Raw genomic sequence first — 19,792 nt, 5'->3', positions numbered from 1 at the left:
AAGGACCCAAAGCTCTCATGAAACGATCGAAACTATTGCCACGATGGATCGCAGCATCCCTGCTTCTGGCATCTTCCTTTATCCCCGCAAATGCCGCTCCCCACAAGCAGCGCATGGTCGTCGTGATCAGTCTCGATGGCTTTCCCGCCTACGCGCTGGATGATCCTCGCCTCCCAATTCCAACCCTGCGCAAGTTAGCCCGCGAAGGCGCGGTCGCAACATCCATGCAACCCATCAACCCGACCGTGACCTGGCCCAATCACACGGCTATGGTGACCGGCGTCAACGCATCCCAGCACCAGGTCTTGTTCAACGGACTGCTCACCCGCAACCCGGCCGATGGCTCCATGACCGTTGAGCCGTGGCGCGATAAAGATCTTCTCGTGCATGCGCCGACAGTTTACGACGTTGCCTACAAGGCCGGGCTCACCACCGCACAGGTAGATTGGGTCGCCATTTACGGCGCAAAGACCATCACCTGGCAGTTTCCCGAAGAGCCGGACCCAAAGGGCCTGATCGAGGGACATTTGATTCAGGCCGGAGTTGTCACCCCAGCTCAGCTCGCAAACTTTGACGACAGCAGCCCAGCCTGGCAAGACGAAATACGAACAGATGCAGCCGTAGAAATACTCAAGCGCTACAAACCAAATCTCATGCTCTTTCATCTCCTCTCGCTGGATGATCTCAATCACGAGTATGGCCCGATGGGAAATGCAAGCCTCGAAACCATGGCATTTCTCGATGATCGAGTCAAAGAAATCGTCACCGCGATTCAGAGTGCTGGCTTAGCGCAACAAACCACCATCCTCGTCGTCTCAGATCATGGTTTCCGCAAGATAAGCCATAACATTTACGCCAACGCGATTCTGCGCCGGGAAGGATTTGTGAAGGACGAGAACGGCAAACCAATCTGGGGTACATGGATTGTCCCCGATGGCGGCTCAGCAATGGTGTATGTGAATGACCCCGCCCGCCGCGCAGAGTTGATTCCAAAGCTGACAACGCTCTTTAGCGGAGTCGAAGGAGTAGACCGCGTATATCAGCAGCAAGAGTTCGCTGGTCTTGGCCTGCCAACCCGGGAGCAGAGCGATCAGGCACCTGATCTCCTCCTATCCGCTAAACCCGGTTATGTTTTTAGCGGAGGCACACAAGGCGGCGAAAATGATAAGTCAGAGGCTGGCACCCATGGGTATCTGAACAGCGATCCGCAAATGCAATCCGTCTTCTTCGCATGGGGACGAGGCATACGGCCCGGCACCCATCTCGATCACATCTCCAACCTGGATATCGCCCCAACAATTTCCGCCCTGCTCGGATTAGAAATGAAAGCAGTAACCGGACACCCACTGCAGGAAATTCTGAGCGATCCTCGCCCCTGACACCAGCCTGAATTCATCACCGCAGCAACAGGGGCATGGACGACACGCAACAGACAGATACCGCGTGTCGCCAGGCCCCAAGTCTCTAAAAGTTCAGAAGGCGCGAGACGAAAACATCAGACGAACAAATCTGGACATCTCTGGACATCCGGCGCAATTCACCAACGGTAAACTGTTCACTCAGAACAATTCTTACGACCCGGTTTTTACGACTAACGGATTCGCCCCGGAAAACATATCTTTAAAAGACGCACCCAGATAGCAGCCGAGCGCACCTCGATGGAATGGACATACATTGATGACCAAGTCTCCCGGAATGGAAGAACCCCGTAGAGTAACTCTTCGCGATATCGCCGAAGAGACCGGTGTCTCAATCTCGACGGTCTCCCTCATCCTGAACCGCGCCAGCCTCGCGCAGCGCCTCTCCCCGGAAACAAAAAGCCGCGTGGAAATGGCAGCAGCCCGGCTCGGCTACACACCCGATTTCGTCGCCAGAAGCCTCAAAGCCCGCCAAAGCCAGATGATCGGCGTAATGGTCTTCGACATTGAGGACCCGTACTGCACTCGCCTGCTTCATGGAATCCAAAGCTCGCTGATGAATACGGAATATCTGCCCCTGATGGTGAGCACCCAAAACGAACCGGATCTCGTCCAGCGCTACTGGCGATTACTCACCGAACGCCGTGTAGAAGGCATCATCGTCATCGTCAACTGGCCTTCGGTAAACGTCAATCTCTTTCAGGATCTCAAACGGGGAGCATTCGTCATGGTCGGTGCCACACCGCCCATCGAAGACATCTCCTACGTGGTAGTCGATAACGTCGATGGCGGCGCCAAAGCCCTCGCCTGCCTCTATGAACTAGGCCACAGAAAGATCGGCGTTCTGCGCGGCCCCAGCGACCATATCGATAGCTGGGATAGGTGGCGCGGCATGCAAAACTTCGCCCGAACGGTCGGTCTCGAACTCGACCCAAAGCTATGCCCGGAGATGAATCCTCTCTCAGCCTTCGCCTCAATTGTCGGCGAAGCGGATCGCCTGACAACCATGCTCATCAACCAGAAGCAGCCATTCACAGCGCTTCTGACCTTCGACGATCTCTCCGCCATCGGAGCATTCCGCGCCTTCGATCGCCATCATTGGACAATACCGCGTGACTGCTCCGTAGTCGGCTTTGATGACATTTACCTGGCCCAACTGGTTCGCCCGGCTCTCACCACAATGCGCCAGCCACTCGAACAAATGGGAGCCATCGCCGTCGAAAATCTGCTCGGGCAAATCAAAAGCAAGACCAGCGTGCCGTCCGCCAAGGTGCAGACAAATATTGTCCAGGCAGAACTGGTCATTCGCGAATCCACAACCGCCTATCGCGCATAGAAAGCCAGCGTCGCTCGGGACAAAAAACTACTTCGAGGCCTCAACAGGTTTGCAACCCAACATGCATTCAATGTTGCGTTCTATGTGATCTGCATCGAAGCTGTTCACTTCGATCAGCGCCACTTCGATGACATACATAAAGAGTGGTGGGCCCGGAGGGATTTGAACCCCCAACCAAGGGATTATGAGTCCCCTGCTCTAACCGTTGAGCTACAGGCCCCTGCAGTGGCATGAAATGCCAACGAAACGCTCAGTTTTACGATTGTAAATGCATCGGCACAAGGTCAGCATCCTCTGGCCAGTAGGGCAGTTCGCAAAACTCACCCAATCTTTAACCCCAACCCAGCCGTTGCGGTTGCCGTTGCTGTTGTGGTGCAGTTGCCCTTGCCGTTCTGGCTGTCATTCCCGAAGGGAATCTGTTTTTGCTTTTGCCCTTGCTGTCAGCAGTTGCCCTTCTGCCCATCATCCCAGAAGGGAATCCGCTTTCCCTACCACATCCCCTAACCCATCAACCCCATTACACCCCAGACCGAACAGGCCCAGTAGATTCGCGAACCACCAGCTCCGGCTCCACCGCAATCTCGTCGCGAGAAGTAGCCGTTCCGTGAATACGATTGAGCAGGCATTGAGTCGCAATCCGCCCAATCTCCGCCAGCGGCTGACGAATCGTCGTAAGCCGAGGCAGCGAATAAGCCGACGCGCGAATATCGTCAAAGCCAACGACCGAAACATCCGCCGGTACCCGCAGGTTAAAGTCCTGCAGCGCGCGCGTCGCCCCCATCGCCGAGATATCGTTGAAAGCCACCAGCGCCGTAAACGGATGCCTGCTCGCAAGCAGTTGCTGCACCACCGGATATCCCAACTCAGGCGATGTAAGATCGCGATCCAGGCTGACGACAAGCTCTGGTCGAATCTGCAAGCCAAGCTTTTCTGCCGCATGTACCGTGCTTTGCCATCGCGCATCCGAGTCCGAGCTGAATGGCTGGCCGCGCATGAATGCAATCTCGCGATGACCCAGCGAGTAAAGATGCTTCAACGTCAACTCAGCGGCGCGCGCATGATCCAGCACCACATTCGTAACCCCATCAATATGCCGATGACCCGCCACGGCCACTACTGGCACTGAGATGGGATGCTCCAGCAGCGTATCAATCGCCAGGATGCCCTGCGCGCCTCGCCCCACCAGCATCCTCGCGTAATCCTCAACCAGGTCCTTGCGATGCCGATGGTGAGCTGTGAAATAGAAATAACCCGCATTCATCAACTGATCGCCAATGCCGCTCATCACCTCGGTGTGATATCCATCGCCCAGCTCCGGCACAAGAATACCCACCGTCAGGGTGCGTCGATTGCGCAGCGACCGCGCCAGCAGGCTCGGCTGATAATTCAACTGCTTGGCAGCAGCCTTGATGCGATCCCGAGTCACCTGGGGAATCGACCTGCCCGGAACATCATTCAAGACGACCGACACGGTTGCTGGATTCAGGCCAAGGTGCGCCGCCAGTTGCTTCAGGCTCACAGGGGCATAGCTTACTGCTTTCGCAGGCTGCTTCTGGCCTTCATTACCTGTGGGATTATCCATCTTGCAATCTCACTTACCCCCGCATCCCCGTATTAGGTGGCGCGTATTCCAATAGTCTCTGTTTTTGAGTGATTCTGATGCAGAACTGTCTACACAAGCCGAGCTGTAGCATCCATGTTGAACACGGTTCACTGCATGGCTTCATTGGTTAGCATCCACTCTACCAAACTAACGCAGCAATCAAGCCCTTCGCTCGGCAGACTTAACGCTGGAGGAACCAGCAGACAACACATCGGTAACGTTGGCCGCTATAAATCGGCGGCGCACCCGGCATCCCGGCTGCCACCCCCGCTTGCCACCCGTTTGCCATTCGTGCCCGGTAGCAGAGAGAATTGCAGGGTCGGATCGTCGCCGCGCAGGCAGATCCCGCAACCGTAGAAAGAATAAACATACGCTGATAAATCGTTTGCGTTGAAATTATGGGTCCGGTCATCAAGGATATTTTGAAACCGTCAGAATCAACCGGAGAGCGCGGTTCGCGCAGCCTTAACAAGGCGAACGATTGTCTAGGGAAATCTCAACCGAAAGTTTGGCCTTGACAACAGTCCAGTGGCGGAGATTTAATTCACTTCGGCAATCTAAAGTTCCCTGCCGGAACACGAAGACTATCGTTTGTCTAAGCACTAAAAGACAATTGAATCGTCAACGGCCGGGGAAGCATATCGATTAGGTCGAAGATGCTCTGTTTCCTTGGATTACCCGCGCAGACGAACGTTTGCTTTCACTTGCATTGGACAGATCACCGCCCATGGCAAAGAAGGCTAAGCAAGACTTCGATGGGGTGGTTAAAACTTCGAAGGTAGTCAATTAGTCCTGGACTTCCGTCGACGCAGGCGGAGGCTGGCAACATAAGTGGTTTTGTCACAATTAGGGGGCAATACGTGCGAAATGCATTACGTTTCATGATGTTCTGTTTGCTTATGACCGGCATCGGTCTGGCGCAGAGCACAAACTCCGGAGACATCCGTGGTAGCGTGACCGACGCAACAGGGGCACTCATCCCTGGCGTCACGGTGACTGTACTCGATGTCGATACTGGCGTTTCCAAAGACTTTGTCACCAATCAGGACGGTCTCTTCGATACCTCCTCGATCGTGGCCGGAAGCTACAAGCTCACCTTCATCAAGGATGGCTTCGAGAGCCTCGTCCGTGGACCCATCACCCTGCAGGTCGGCAACACGACCGTCAATGCCAAGCTCAAGGTCGGATCGACCAAGGATCAGGTAGTCGTCACAACTGACGTGCCGCTACTGCAAACCGAGTCCGGTGACCAGACCGCGACCCTGGATTCGAAGTCGATGGCGCAGTTGCCCCAGGTCACACAGGACTGGGAAAACTTCATGATCCTGTTGCCCGGTACCGCAGGTACTCCAGGCAGCTCCAACGGCTCATCCAACCCCGGCCAGGTCGTATCGTCCAACGGTAACCTGCCCTACAGCAACGTCCTCGCGGACGGCGCCTCCACCACTCTCTCGATGAGCCAGAATGCAAATCCGGCAATCTTCGAGACGGTGTCGGAGCTTCAGGTCTCTCTGTCGTCCTTCTCGGCGCAGTATGGCGTCGGCGGCATGATCATCAACCAGATCAGCAAGGGCGGCTCCAGCCAGTTTCACGGGTCCGGCTACGACTACCTGCAAAACAACGCATTGAACGCGGCCCAGTTTGGGTTCCTCAATGACCCGAACGTTCCCTTCCTGCGCTACAACAACTTTGGCGCATCCGTCGGCGGTCCAATCCTGAAGAAGAAGATGTTCTTCTATTTCGACTACGACCAGATCGTCAATCACGGCTCGGCCAGCAATGGAACAAACTCCATTCCGTCCGCCGCTGAAATGCAGGGCGTTTTCGCCAACGAACGGCCAATCTTCGATCCCACCACGCAGACCATTGCGATCGACTCTAAAGGCAATCCCTATCCAGTAAGAAAGTCCTTTCAGGAAGAGAACGGCGCGAACGCGCTTCCCTCTGGACTGTTGGATAGCGTAGCCACGAAGTTCCAGCAGTTTTACCCGACCCCTGCCAATCACATTGCAGGCGGAAAGTTCATTCCAGGAAGCGTCGGCGCCGACGGAGAAACCCAGAACAACTTCTTCTCCAGCATTCCGCAGTCCACTCCGTATAGAAAGTTCTTCGGACGCCTCGACTATGACGTCACTCCGAACAACCGCATCACCATGTCCGATACGCAAAGCGACACGCCGGTTATCTATCCGAACTCTGTCACAGCATGCCCCATCGGATGCCAGGCAGGCGACGTAGACAACAACAACTCGCAAGTCACCGACGTATGGAACATCAGCTCGCGGACGATCAACGAAGCCCGCATGGGATACACCTGGCAGGCCAGCTTCTTCAATGATCTGGCGCTGGGCCACGGCTATGCAGCTCAACTCGGATGGCAGTTCGCCAAGGCCGATGACATCCCTGCAATCCAGTTCACGAACACCTATCCTTATGCCTGGATTGAGCCCAGCATCAACGCGGTCTACAAAGAACACGTCTTCGATCCGTCGGATGTAGTAACGATGATCCGCGGAAAGCATATCCTCCACTTCGGCGGCGAGTTCCTGATCTACCGGGATGACGCTACCAACTGGGGCAACACCAACGCCGGAACCATGGCATTCTCCGGTCAGTACACCCAGCAATGGACGACGGATCAGGCAATCTGCGGTTCGGCCACACCCGGCGTAGCTTGCGCCGTATCGGGAACGGGTCTGGAATATGCCGATCTTTTGCTCGGTCTGGCCCAGAGCTGGTCTGCAAATGTCTCGCCAGAATATGGCGCACGTCTGAAGAGCCCACAGGTCTTCATCCAGGATGACTGGAAGGTTAGCCCAACTCTCACCGTGAACCTCGGCCTGCGCTATCAGATCAACCATGGCTGGAATGAAATCCATGGCAACGAAACCGCCTTCGATCCAAATCTTGCAAATCCGGCAACTGGAACTCAGGGCGCATACTGGTTTGGCAGCACGCATGCCAATGGCCGCGAGTCGCTCCAGGCGAACGTCTTCAACACTTTCCTTCCCCGCGTAGGCTTCTCATGGCTTGAGAGCCCCAGCACTACCTTCCGTGGTGGCTTCGGACTCTACTCCTATAACTGGAGCCTCGATACCTATGGCTCGGGAATGGGAGCGTCATTCGCCAACTCCGGCAGCATTTCAGATCAGACGAACGGCATCACTCCTGTCGTCAAGCTGGATGGTCCCGGCACAATCTTTGGAACCAACACCCCGCTGCCTTATACCGCATCCACTACCGATCCGGCACGGTATAACGGTCAGTCAGGGCCAGGTTACAACGAGTTCCACACCCCGGTTCCCAAGATTTATCAGTGGAACTTTGCCATGCAGCATGAGTTTGGCCCGAACATGGTCACCGAAATTGCGTATGTGGCCAGCCACGGATTCAACCTCAGCTACCCAACCGATCTCAACGCAGTTCCGTTGGATAAGTTCTCGTCGAACGATACTGCTTCCCGTCCTTTCCCTCAGTTCCAGGGAATCAGCGGCAGCACCAACAACGGAATCTCCAACTACAACTCGTTGCAGGCCTCGGTCACAAGGCGTTTGAGCTCTGGATTGAGCATGAGCTTCAACTACGTCTGGTCGCACTTCCTGGATGATCAGGACTCTTCCGGCTGGGGAAGCAGGGGAGGACCGCAGAACTGGCAGATTGCCAACAATCCGTCCTCAAACTACAGCAACTCCAACTTTGATATTCGCAACTCCTTCAAGGGTTACGTTGTCTATCAGCTCCCATTCGGCAAAGGAAAGAAATTCCTGAACCGCAATGCCTTGCTGGATGAAGCGATTGGCGGTTGGCAGATCTCCAGCACCATCCTCCTTTCCAGCGGTAATCCATTCACCGTATTCGGAACGCAGGCCAACTATCAACTCGCCGGATCGATGTTCCCGAACCGCGTTCCTGGCGTAAACATCAAGCCGCAGCATCGCTCAACACGTTGCGAAGTTGGATCGAATGTCAACATCACAACCTTCAGTGGCGCCGTGGTGAACACAGGTTGCGTCAACGAGTGGTTTAACCCCGCGGCCTTCTCGCTTGCTGCTCCCGGCCAATTCGGCGATTCGCGCAGAAACAGCGTCTACGGCCCTGGAATCAACCAGGTCAATCTGTCTGGTAGCAAGACCTTCTCTCTACCCTGGGAAGGAATCAAGATCCAGATTCGTGCCGATGCATCCAACGCCTTCAATCACGCCAGCTTCTCGCCTCCAGGAGGAGGAGTGAACCTGGTGACCGACGACAAGGGCAATACCATTCAAAAGGTCGGTCAACCCTACACGTGGTACAAAACGGTCCAGGGAGCCGACGGCGCACCTGTACAGGTTCCTACCAACCAGATTTCAGGCACCACGGTTGGCGGGCGTAACGTACAGCTCGGAGCGCGCGTCACGTTCTAACCTTCATTCATTGAACAGATGGAGAGACGGCGAATCTGCCGTCTCTCTTCTTTTTGGAAAACGGAAGACAAATCGCCACAACAAAGTTTCTATATATGATTTGGGTGTCATGAGTTTGAAGCAAATTACAGCATGTATCGCAATCGGTATCTCTCTCGCGTCAACCGCCTGCTTCCCGCAGGCAACCGGAAACACGCAGCAACAGATCCAGCAACATTCGCAAAAGCTGCAGGAGTACCTCCGCGAGAAAAAGCCAGAGCTGGCGATACCCGAGCTGCAGGCACTAGCTGCCCTCGATCCGAACGACGTAAATACCCGCGCCAATCTGGGTGTGCTCCTCTTCTTCAAAGGGGACTACGCAAACGCGGCTCCCCAACTCCGCGCCGCGATCAAACTGCAGCCGGATCTGTGGAGGATGCAGGCGCTCCTCGGCATCTGCGAAAAGCGTGAAGGCGACCTGGCCAACGCACGCACCGATCTTGAATCTTCCTTCCCTCAGCTCACCGAGGAAAAGATGCGCGTCCAGACCGGACTGGAGATGGTCGAGCTATACTCCAGCACCGGCGATCTCGCAAAAGCCAGCGCCATCATTGCCGTTCTACGCGAACACGATCCGACCAACTTGACCATTCTCTACGCCGCCTATCGCATCTACTCCGACCTCGCCGGCGATGCGATGCTGAGCATATCCCTGACCGACCCTCACTCCGCGCAGATGCATCAGGTCATGGCGCATGAGCTTGAGAGGCAGGGAGACAAAGTTGGAGCCATCGCGCAATATCGCGAAGCGCTCAAAATCAATCCAGCACTGCCCGGCCTTCACTTTGAACTGGCTGAGGTCCTGAACGCCACCGGCCAGGTAGCCAACAAAGATGAAGCAGAGCGCGAGTACCGCGCCGCACTTGTCGTCAACAGTTCAGACGAAAAAACCGAGTGTCGGCTTGGCGACATCGCCTCTCTTCGCGGCGACATCGAGGAGTCATTCAAACACTACGAGCATGCCTATCAGTTGCAGCCTCTCGATCCCGATGCCGCCATCGGATTAGCCAAAGCCTACGCCTCACTGGATCAGCCGCAAAAGGGAGTGCCTCTTCTCGAACAGGTCATCCAGCAGGATCCAACCAACTCCATGGCGCATTTCCGCTTAAGCACGCTGTATCGCCAGGCAGGCCGCACCGAAGACGCCAAACAACAAATCGTCGAATACAAAAAATATAAAGAGATGAAAGAGCGCCTGGGTGATCTTTATAAGCAGATGCGTTTGCAGCCCGGTAAAGATCAAAACGTGGATGCAGATGAGCCAAAGTAAACCGGTTCTTCGCAGGCATCCAGTCTTCCGCGCACTCTATATTGCTCTTGCGGGCATATTGTTTTTAACGGCAGCGTCTTCCGCGCAGACTGCCGGAGCCGGCTCTCAACAGGCTCCCGCGCAGCCCAAGAATCTGCCCGAGCTTGTCGATATTACCGCCTCGACAGGAATCAACTTCGATCATCTCTCCTCGCCGGACCAGCGTTACATCGTCGAGTCCATGGGCGGCGGTGTGGCCATCCTTGACTATGATCAGGACGGCTGGCCCGATCTCTATTTCACAAACGCGCAGAGCGTCGACATGGCCCTGGCAGGCAAAAAGGCCAGGAGCGTTTTGTACCACAACAATCACGACGGAACGTTTACTGATGTTACAGACAAAGCAGGCGTCGGTTATCCCTGCTGGGGCATGGGTGCATCCGTCGGAGACTACAACAACGACGCCTGGCCAGACCTGCTCGTAACCTGCTTTGGCGGCGTCGTTCTCTATAAAAACAACGGCGACGGCACATTCACCGATGTAACCAAAGCCGCTGGCCTCGGCAGCGATAAAGCATGGGCCACCGGCGCAGTTTTCGGCGACTACGACGGAGATGGCTGGTCTGATTTGTTTGTCTCGCACTACGTGGATCTCAACCTGGGTGACCTGCCAAAATTTGGATCGAGCAAGACCTGCAAATATCACGAAATTGAAGTGCAATGCGGCCCCCGCGGGCTCAAAGGCTCGCCCGATAATCTCTATCGCAACAACCACGACGGCACCTTCACCGACGTATCGAAGCAGGCAGGCGTAGACGATGACAAACGCTTCTTCGGACTAACCGCCGTATGGTCTGACTTCAATCAGGATGGCCGTCTCGACCTCTTCGTAGCCAACGACAGCGAACCGAACTATCTCTACCGAAACGATGGCAACGGACACTTCACCGATGTCGCCTATCAGGCAGGCGTAGCCGTCAGTCAGGATGGCCAGGAGCAGGCCAACATGGGCGTTGCGCTTGGAGATTATGAACACACCGGGCGCTTCTCAATCGCCGTCACACACTTCAGCGATGAGTACGCAGCACTCTTTCGGAACGACGGAGCCATGAATTTCACCGACGTCTCCTACGAAGCCGGAATCGCTCACAGCACCTCATCCTATGTCGGATGGGGAGACGTATTCTTCGACTTCGATAACGACGGATGGTCCGACTTCTTCATGGTCAACGGGCACGTCTATCCGCAAGTAGACACCTCCGATGTAGGCACTCGATACCGCGAGCCGAAGTTGCTTTTCCTCAATCAACACAATGGAAAATTCGCCGACATAAGTAAGCAGGCTGGCCCCGCGCTCCAGACGCCATCGGTAAGCCGTGGTGTAGCGATGGGCGATCTTTTCAATGACGGGGTTATAGACCTGGTGATTGAAAATCTGCAGGGCAATGGCATCGTCCTCAAGCCCAAAGGCACATCCAACCACTGGATCAGTTTCGAACTCGCAGGCACGCAAAAAAATCGTCTCGCCTTGAACGCGCGTGTACGAGTGACTGCCGCAGGCATGGTGCAGACCGGAGAAATTCTCAGCGGCGGCAGCTATCTTTCACAGAACGATCTCAGGCTTCACTTCGGCCTCGGAGCCGCCGATCATGCCGACAAGGTAGAGATACTCTGGTCCGACGGAACGACAGAAACCCTCGCGAATCTAGCCTGCGATCATCATTACTACGTACTCCAGGGCAAGGGAATTGTCCCCGCGGAACAGAACCGCCCAAAGCTCATCAAGCGCCCATAAAAATCAGATTCTCAGGTGCAGACGCACAGCCCAATCCGCAGCCCAAATCGGCAAGGAAACTCTTCCGCCATCCAGAAGCGTCTCTAAAGAAGTAGATTGACCCTCAACCTCTGGCATAAGCTAAAGAGACCGGTGGCCTGTCGCATTCAGGACTGGCCGTCTGAACACTAACCTCGCAGCCATACCGCGGAGATCGTCGTCCATCCAGGCTCCGGATAGACAATCGAACCCGGTACCCCTATGTTTCCATCCGTAAGCTCTCATCGCGCTTTTGCAAAGGATCACTTCATGAATCTTCGATTGTCGGCAGCAATGCTTCTCGTGCTAGCTATTCCCGGTATCGTACTCGCGCCCAAAACCGCCTCGGCGCAGAACCCATCCAACGCGCCTGTTCGCGTCGTGATCGTCGGGCTTGAGCATGGCCACGCCGGAGGCTTGCTCTCCAGCATTCCTGACCAGAAAAACGTCGAGCTCGTCGGCATCTCAGAGGCCAATACCGCGCTCGCAGAGCGCTACGCCCGGCAGTTCCATCTCGATAAGAAGATCTTCTTCACCGATACAGACCAGATGCTCACCCAGCTCCATCCGGACGCAGTGCTCGTCTACACCGCCATCTCCGATCATCGCAAGGTGATTGAGATCGCAGCCCGCCACGGCATCATGTCCATGGTTGAGAAACCACTCGCCACCACTATGGCCGACGCCATCGCCATCCGCCGCGTCTCCGAACAGCATCATGTCCCCGTTCTCGTGAACTACGAGACCACCTGGTACCCCAGCAACACCGAAGCCTATCGCCAGGTCGAAGCAGGCAAACTCGGAGCCATCCGCCGCGTAGTCGTCCACGACGGTCACGAGGGACCAAAAGAGATTCACGTCGGTCCTGAATTCTTGAAGTGGCTCACCGATCCGGCAAAGAACGGCGCAGGCGCAATGTTCGATTTCGGCTGCTACGGCGCCGATCTCATGACCTGGATGATGCACGGCGAAACCCCGATCAGCGTGACCGCCGTCGCCCTCACCGACAAGCCCGACATCTATCCCAAGGTCGATGACGACGCCACCATCATCGTTCGCTATCCCAAGGCGCAGCTCGTCCTGCAACCCTCATGGAACTGGCCCTTCGCCCGCAAGGACATGGAAGTCTACGGCGCCACCGGCTACGCCATCACCGTTGCCGCAGACGATCTCCGCGTGCGCTACGCCGGAGAGAAAGCCGAGTCCAGCATCAAGGCGCCGCCGCTCACAGAAAACGAACAAAGCTCACTCGATTACCTGGTCGCAGTCTTTCGCGGACAGATTCACCCGCAGGGCGATCTGAATTCGCTCGATACCAACATGGTCGTGATGCAGATTCTCACCGCAGCCCGCGAATCGGTAAAGTCTGGCCGCACCATCGAACTCAAGCCACTGCCCAAACAGTAACTCTACTCGTTCCGCAGCACCTGCATCGGCTCAACCGTTGCTGCCCGGTAAGCGGGCAGCAACGTAGCCGATAACGCAATCAGCAACACACCCGCCGCAGCAATCCCATACGACATCGCATCGAATGCAGGCATCTGTCCAAAGAGAGTGCCGATCGCCCGCATCAACGCCAGGCTCAACACCACTCCACTGACCACTCCAACCCCCGCCACGCTCAGCGCTCTCTGCAGCACAGATGCGAGCACTTGCCCGCGTTGCGCACCCAGCGCAAAGCGCAGCGCAAACTCAAACCGCCGCTGCGCCACCGTATACGCCGTCACGCCATACATCCCAATCATCGCCAGTAAAATGCTCACTCCGGCAAAGCTGCCAAAGAGCAGCGTTCTGAAGTGCTGCGCCCGCTCCGACTCGCCTACATTCTCCCGCATCCTCGTCGTCTGCACAGCAACCGTAGGGAACTGACGCTTCACGTACTTGTCCAGCGTAGCCGCCATCGCCCCTGCATCGGCATGGGTCCGCACCATAATCTGCATATCGGGCGCGATTATAGGGTGTTGCGCCACGGATACGTACACGGTTGGATAAGGAACCGAAGCAGGCGAATCCTGCCGCACATCCCCCACGACCCCGACAATCGTAGACCAGCCGTTAACGTCGTCCCATCCAAACATGATTTGTTTCCCGATCGGGTCCACTCCCGCAAACCTTTGTCTCGCCAGGGATTCGCTGATAAGTATCACCTGCTCTGAACCCGATCGATCCGCATCCGTAATCCCGCGTCCCTTCAACACCGGAATGCTCATCGTCTCAAAATAACCCGCAGTCACAGCGGTAAAGTTCGCATGCGGCATACCCGTATACGGAGCTTTGAATTCATTCACCCCGCGAATGGCGTAGTTCCCATTGGAGCCGCCGTCCGTCATCGGAGCACCCGACACAGCCGTCGCACTCGCCACCCCCGGCACGCTGCGAATCCCCTCCAACAGCGAGCGCAGCGCCTCCACATCGGCTGCCTGGGCCTGCTTGTACGCAGCCAGCATCTCGGGGGTAGACGGCGCATCTCCCGTGTGATTGGCCATCATCTCCGCCGCTGCACTGGTGGCATGCGTATCCAGCACCACCAGCTTCTCCGGCACAAATCCCAGGTACTGCTGCGACTCCGCGATAAGCTGCCGCACCAGCAGCAAAGCCGCCACGCTCAACATCAGCGTCAAAGCAACTTCGCCAACGATCAACCCCTGGCGCAATCGTCCTGAGCCGCGCGTCTCCATCCCGCGCCCCGAGTCCTGCCTCATCGCCGATGCAGGATCGATCCGCCACGAACGCCACAGCGGCAGCAGAGCCGTCAAACCCATCGTCAGCAGACTGATCAGGAACGAAAATCCAATTACGTCCAAGTTCAGCCGCACATCTGCCAGCCGCGGAATCTCCGTCGGCGCCAGCCGCACCAGCAGCTTCAACGCAGGCAGTGCGATCAGCACTCCAACCGCGCATCCGCCAACCGCCAGCAGCAGCACCTCTAACGCCGCCCGGCGAGCCAGCGCACTCCGCGTTGCTCCCAGCGCCGCCCGAATCGTCACCTCGCGCCGCAACAGCGTCCCCCGCACCAGTTGCAGATGCGTAATGTTGGCGCACACAATCAGCAGCACCACAATCACCGAACCCATCAGCAGCCGCAGCGTCGGGCGAATCTTGCCGACAATCTGCTCCTGCAACGGCACCGCCTCAAGCGCCTTCAGCTTGTCGTCGGGATAAGCCGAACTCAGTTGCCGGGAGAGCGTTGCCATCTCCGCATTCAATTGCTCCGCCGATACCCCGGGCTTCACCTTGGCAACCACCTGCTGGTTATATGAGCTTCTGCTCGGCCATTCCGGAACCGATGGCAATTCGATCCATACCTGCGACTTGCCGGGAAATGAGAATCCATCCGGCATCACCCCGACGATGACGCGCAGCTTGCCGCCATATTTCAGGGTCTGCCCGAGAGCCTGTGCCGCGCTGCCGAAATTTTGTCGCGCAAACGCACTGCCCACCATTGCTTCTTGTGGCGCGGTAACAACCGCATTGCGATCGCTCTGAAAGAGTCGGCCAGCCAGCGGCTCCACGCCCATCACCTCTCCAAATAGCGGACTGACATGCCCAATATCCGTGTACAAAGTGCGCGAGCCCGCCTGCAGGCCATCCGGATAAGACTGGTAATAAGCTGCAGACTCCAGCGAGGTGATCCTGCTCGCCAGATCTGTAAAATCTGCCCCGCCCACACGAGGAATCGCCCTTCCCTCGTCGGTAAAACGAGTATTGATGCCGTAGATGCGATCAGCGTCGTGATATCCAAGGGGGCGCAGCAGCACGCAGTCCACCATCGTGAAGATGGCCGCATTCAACCCAATGCCCAGAGCCAGCGTCAGAATCACCGTCAGCGTAAAAGCACCCGACCGCCGTAGCTGCCGAATCGCAAACCGCAAATCCCGCATCGCGTCCTGAATCGTATCCAGCATCCTGCCCTCCCAAAAATTCACCGCAGTAAGTAACAGGCAGCGTGTCCGCCTGTCACGTTCTCGTCATTCGCTCTGTCATGTTCTTGCTTTTCTGTCTGCCATTCCCGCAGGGAATCCGCTGTCAGCCTTTGCTGTTGCCGTTGCTTTTCTTGCTGTCATTCCCGCAGGGAATCTGCTTCTCCCGTCCCACAGAATGACAACTGCCACAAACCACTAAGTAACCAGGTAGCAATTCCAGCACCGTTCCCCACCCCAGTTATTTCAAACACTTCGAGATACGCGCCCGGGCAAAAAATGTTCACATGCGAAAAGAGGTGCCCATAATCGGACACCTCTTTGCTTCCATCTTCTCAATTCTCCTAAACGATCTTCATCGCTTCCGGATCCCAATGAATGATGGAGTCTTTCTCATAGCTCAGGTTGCTCAGCAGCGCAGCGCCCGCCGCCCGGAAACCGAAGACAGCATCCTCCACCACCGGCTTGCGCGAACGCACCGAGCTGAAGAAGTTGTAGAAGTGATCGTAATGATCGCTGTATCCCGGCTCAGCCACATACTTGTCCTCGCCCAGCGGAGGCAGAGACATCGGATGCGGTATCGGATATTTCTTGTGATACTCCTCGATCAACCGACCCTGCATCGCATCCGCGTAAGTCCCAATCGATAGTCCCGGACCCTTCTCACGCGGCTGCCGGCTCACGATCACCGAGTTGCCGGCGATCTCCATCGTGCCCTCCGAACCCGTGAACAGGAAGCCCTCGTTGTCCTCGCCGCCATTCACAAAGTTCACCCGCAAACTCAGGTTGAATCCCTCCGGATAATCGAACAACGCCAGCATCACATCCGGAGCATCCCGGCCATCTTTCCAGAAGCGCAATCCACCAGTCGCCATCGCGCGCGTTGGGCCTTTCGAGCCGGTAATGAAGTGCGTGCCGCTGAAAAGATGCACAAACAAATCGCCCGCCACACCACTTCCATAAGCCTTCCACTTGCGCCATTGAAAGAAGTGTTCCGGGTTGAAAGGAATCGCCGGAGCCGTTCCCAGAAAGCGTGGCCAGTCGCAGGTCTCCGTCGATGCATCCAGAGGAACGGTATAGTCCCACGCACCCATCGCCGAATTGCGATCCCAGCGCGCCGAAACCATGTTCAATTCGCCGATGGCTCCCGCCGCCAGCAATTCCTTCGCCTTCAGATAAATCTTCGAACTCACACGCTGGCTGCCGATCTGAATGATCCGCCCCGTCGCACGCGCCGTCTCAATAATCTCCGGCCCATCGGAATACAGATGAATCATCGGCTTCTCGCAATAGACGTCCTTGCCCGCCTTCATCGCATCCGTCGCCGCCTTCATATGCCAGTGATCGGGAGTAGCAACAATGACCGCATCCACATCCGTGCGCGCCAGTATCTCCGCGTAATCGCGAGTGGTGAAAACATCGTTACCCCACAGCTCCTTGCTGTGATCCAGTCTGCCCTGGTAGCAGTCCGCCACAGCCACCAGCTTCACGCCCGGCACCTCCAGCGCGACCTTCGTATCGCCTTGTCCCTGGATTCCGGCGCCAATCAACGCCAGTTGAATATGATCGTTCGCCGCGATCTTTCTGCCGCCTTCAGCCCCGGTTAGCGCGTTTAGCCGTACTCCGGCCAGCGAACCGGCCGTAGCCACGCTCGCCGCCCTCAGAAAATTTCTGCGATTCAACATCTGCATCCTCCCCGGTCAACCGTTGTGTATTTTCTTAATTGAACTTCTGCATGAATGCGACGTCGTTCTTCACCGACACCAGCTCCGACACTGGATAGGGAGCTTCCTGCTCGACAAACGCATGTTCAATTCCAGCAGCGTTGCCCGCAGCGAAGATCGGCGCATAATCCACAAACCCCGTGCCCAGATCGACTCCCTGCGGACGGTCCGGTCCACCCAATCCAATAACCGGCTTCGAAACCGGCTTGAAGTCCTTGATATGCAGCATGCGGAAGCGGCCCGGATACTTCTTGAAATAGGCCACCGGGCTGCCACCTGCAATCACCATCCATCCGCAATCGATTTCAAACTTCACCAGCTCCGGATCCGTTTCCTTCAGCAACACATCGTAGCCCGGCGTACCATCCGGCATCTTTTGAAACTCGATATTGTGGTTGTGATACGCATACTGCAAGCCCGCGGCATTGGCCTTTTTCCCAAGCTCATTCATCCGCGCAGCCAGCCTCTTGAACCGCTCCAGCGCCGCTGCCTTCGGGTCCGTCGAAGCCGCCTTGGAATCCCCGGAATCCTTCACGGACAGCAACGAGCTCACCGCATAATGCGCTCCCAGCGCGTGTGCATCGTCAAACTGTGCATCCAGCCCGTCTCCGGAGAGCTGCAAATGCGCGCTCGGACACACCAGGCCCGCCGCATCCAGCAGCGCGCGAAATTCCTTCGCAGTCTTCTTCGCGTATCCCGCCGTTTCCACTTCGCGATAGCCCATCGCGTACACCTGCGTCAGCGTTCCCGCCGTATCTTCCGTCAGCGGCTTGCCGACCGAGTAAAGCTGAATGCCGATCGGCAGTCCCATCGGGCTCGCCACGGCCATGCGAGGCAGCAATGAAGCAGCAACAGCCGCAGCGCCCGCGCCGCCTGTTGTAATCAGAAATCGTCGTCTCGAAAGCACACGCATAGTAGATTCTCCTTCTCGTGGGAACTGGATTGCTTTTGTTTTTCAGTTACGGTGTCGTCTGTGCAGTGAACTCCGATTCGCCCACACCCCGCCCGCGTTCGCGATCTGAAAATGTCGCCAGGAACAACATGAGGACGATAGCAGAAGCCGCCGCAGGGAAGAGCCAGATAGCCCGCCATTGATAAGTAACAATACCCGCGACCGTAGAGGAGTAATGCTCCACCACCAGCCCCGACAGCCACGAACCGACAAACATCCCCGCTCCGTAGGTGAGAAAAGTCATCAACCCCTGCGCTGCCGCACGCAACGCCAGCGAAGCCTTGCGATCGATGTAGATCTGCCCCGTCACAAAAAAGAAGTCATAGCAGATGCCGTGCAGCACAATGCCCGCCCACAACATCCACATACCCGAGCTCGCATTGCCATAAGCAAAGCACAGATAGCGCAGCGTCCATGCCACCATCCCCGCCACCAGCATGTACTTCACGCCCAGCCTGCGAAAGAACCACGGGATCAGCAGCATGCACGTCAGCTCAGAAATCTGCCCACCCGTCATCTTGGAGGCCGCATTGCTCACATGAATGTCATTGAGATAGAGATTCGTAAACGCGTAATAAAACTGCAGCGGAATGCAGATCAAAAACGAAGCGATCGCAAAAATCGCCATCGATCGATCGCCCAGCAGCTTCACCGCCTCGATCGGAAAAATAGACTGCACCGTCACCCGTCCCACGCGCGTGATAGGCGGCGTGTGCGGCAGACTCAGGCAGTAAAAAGCCATCACCAGCGAAGCGCCCGCCGCCAGCTGCATCGGCACCGCCGTCGCCTCCAGCTTGAGCGTTCCAATCAACAGCCCGGCCACAATCCAGCCCGCGGTACCCAGCACGCGGATCGGGCCGAACTCCAGTTGCGGATCGCGCATCTGGCGAAAGGCAAGGGAATTGGTCAACGCCAGCGTCGGCATAAAGCACAGGCAATACAACAGCTCAAGCCAGTAAAATCTCGCGAAATCCCCTTGCAGCGAAGCCAGAAACAGCACCGCCGCCCCAAAACAATGTAACGCCGCCAGCACCCGCTGCGTAGCAAACAACCGGTCCGCAACCAGGCCCACAAAGAACGGCGACACCATCGCGCCAATCGCCGTAGCACCAGCCGCCAGCCCCACCTGCGTACCCGTAAAGTGAAGACCCTCTGCAGTGAACGTTCCCAACGTCACATACCACGCACCCCAGATAAAATACTCCAGGAACATCATCAGGCTAAGTCTAGTTTTAATCAGCGTTGAAGCAATCGGCATCTTTATCTCCGGCAAGACCTTTTATTTAAGCGGCTGCAAGCAAAGATACAACAAGCACCGCCCCTCCAGTAAGCTCC

General features: G+C 56.5%; 11 protein-coding genes and 1 tRNA gene. 6 read left to right on the top strand and 6 right to left on the bottom strand.

Translation table 11 applies throughout. From position 1 onward, the window contains the following. The first annotated feature begins 17 nt into the window (after positions 1 to 17). Positions 18 to 1,379 (top strand): alkaline phosphatase family protein, encoded by a 1,362-nt coding sequence (locus OHL19_RS00855; protein WP_263355686.1) that lies wholly within the window; start codon positions 18 to 20, stop codon positions 1,377 to 1,379. Between the two features lie 298 nt (positions 1,380 to 1,677). Continuing rightward, on the top strand, positions 1,678 to 2,754 hold the full coding sequence (locus OHL19_RS00850) for a LacI family DNA-binding transcriptional regulator (protein WP_263355685.1): 1,077 nt from the start codon (positions 1,678 to 1,680) through the stop codon (positions 2,752 to 2,754). 144 nt (positions 2,755 to 2,898) lie between these two features. On the opposite strand, the gene OHL19_RS00845 is transcribed toward OHL19_RS00850, so the two are convergent. Continuing rightward, positions 2,899 to 2,974: transfer RNA gene (locus OHL19_RS00845), tRNA-Ile, on the bottom strand. 297 nt (positions 2,975 to 3,271) lie between these two features. Further along, positions 3,272 to 4,336: a LacI family DNA-binding transcriptional regulator gene (locus OHL19_RS00840; protein WP_263355684.1), complete on the bottom strand. Its 1,065-nt coding sequence runs from the start codon at positions 4,334 to 4,336 to the stop codon at positions 3,272 to 3,274. Between the two features lie 881 nt (positions 4,337 to 5,217). Between OHL19_RS00840 and OHL19_RS00835 the strand changes: the two genes are divergently transcribed. The 4 genes from OHL19_RS00835 to OHL19_RS00820 all read left to right on the top strand — a co-directional run bounded on the left by OHL19_RS00835 (position 5,218) and on the right by OHL19_RS00820 (position 13,268). Beyond that, complete coding sequence (locus tag OHL19_RS00835) at positions 5,218 to 8,760, top strand: TonB-dependent receptor (RefSeq protein WP_263355683.1); 3,543 nt, start codon at positions 5,218 to 5,220, stop codon at positions 8,758 to 8,760. Between the two features lie 109 nt (positions 8,761 to 8,869). Further along, complete coding sequence (locus tag OHL19_RS00830; protein ID WP_263355682.1) at positions 8,870 to 10,069, top strand: tetratricopeptide repeat protein; 1,200 nt, start codon at positions 8,870 to 8,872, stop codon at positions 10,067 to 10,069. After that, on the top strand, positions 10,056 to 11,843 hold the full coding sequence (locus tag OHL19_RS00825; RefSeq protein WP_263355681.1) for a CRTAC1 family protein: 1,788 nt from the start codon (positions 10,056 to 10,058) through the stop codon (positions 11,841 to 11,843). Before OHL19_RS00830 ends, OHL19_RS00825 begins: the two co-directional genes overlap by 14 nt. Positions 11,844 to 12,131: 288 nt before the next feature. Continuing rightward, positions 12,132 to 13,268, top strand: a complete 1,137-nt coding sequence (locus OHL19_RS00820; RefSeq protein WP_263355680.1) for a Gfo/Idh/MocA family protein — start codon at positions 12,132 to 12,134, stop codon at positions 13,266 to 13,268. 2 nt (positions 13,269 to 13,270) lie between these two features. On the opposite strand, the gene OHL19_RS00815 is transcribed toward OHL19_RS00820, so the two are convergent. From OHL19_RS00815 to OHL19_RS00800, 4 genes are all read right to left on the bottom strand, one after another. Next, positions 13,271 to 15,766, bottom strand: coding sequence for an ABC transporter permease (locus OHL19_RS00815; protein WP_263355679.1), 2,496 nt, complete (start codon positions 15,764 to 15,766; stop codon positions 13,271 to 13,273). A 359-nt stretch (positions 15,767 to 16,125) separates the two neighbouring features. Next, entirely contained in the window at positions 16,126 to 17,466 is a 1,341-nt protein-coding gene (locus tag OHL19_RS00810; protein ID WP_263355678.1) for a Gfo/Idh/MocA family protein, read from the bottom strand. A gap of 34 nt (positions 17,467 to 17,500) precedes the next feature. Then, positions 17,501 to 18,418, bottom strand: a complete 918-nt coding sequence (locus OHL19_RS00805) for a sugar phosphate isomerase/epimerase family protein (RefSeq protein WP_263355677.1) — start codon at positions 18,416 to 18,418, stop codon at positions 17,501 to 17,503. A 46-nt stretch (positions 18,419 to 18,464) separates the two neighbouring features. Next, positions 18,465 to 19,715, bottom strand: a complete 1,251-nt coding sequence (locus OHL19_RS00800; RefSeq protein WP_263355676.1) for a nucleoside permease — start codon at positions 19,713 to 19,715, stop codon at positions 18,465 to 18,467. Positions 19,716 to 19,792: the final 77 nt, after the last annotated feature.

Source organism: Acidicapsa ligni, from assembly GCF_025685655.1.
Taxonomy (GTDB): Bacteria; Acidobacteriota; Terriglobia; order Terriglobales; family Acidobacteriaceae; genus Acidicapsa; species Acidicapsa ligni.
The sequence above is the reverse complement of the archived record's forward strand: the minus strand, read 5'-3'. Positions and strand labels throughout refer to the sequence as shown.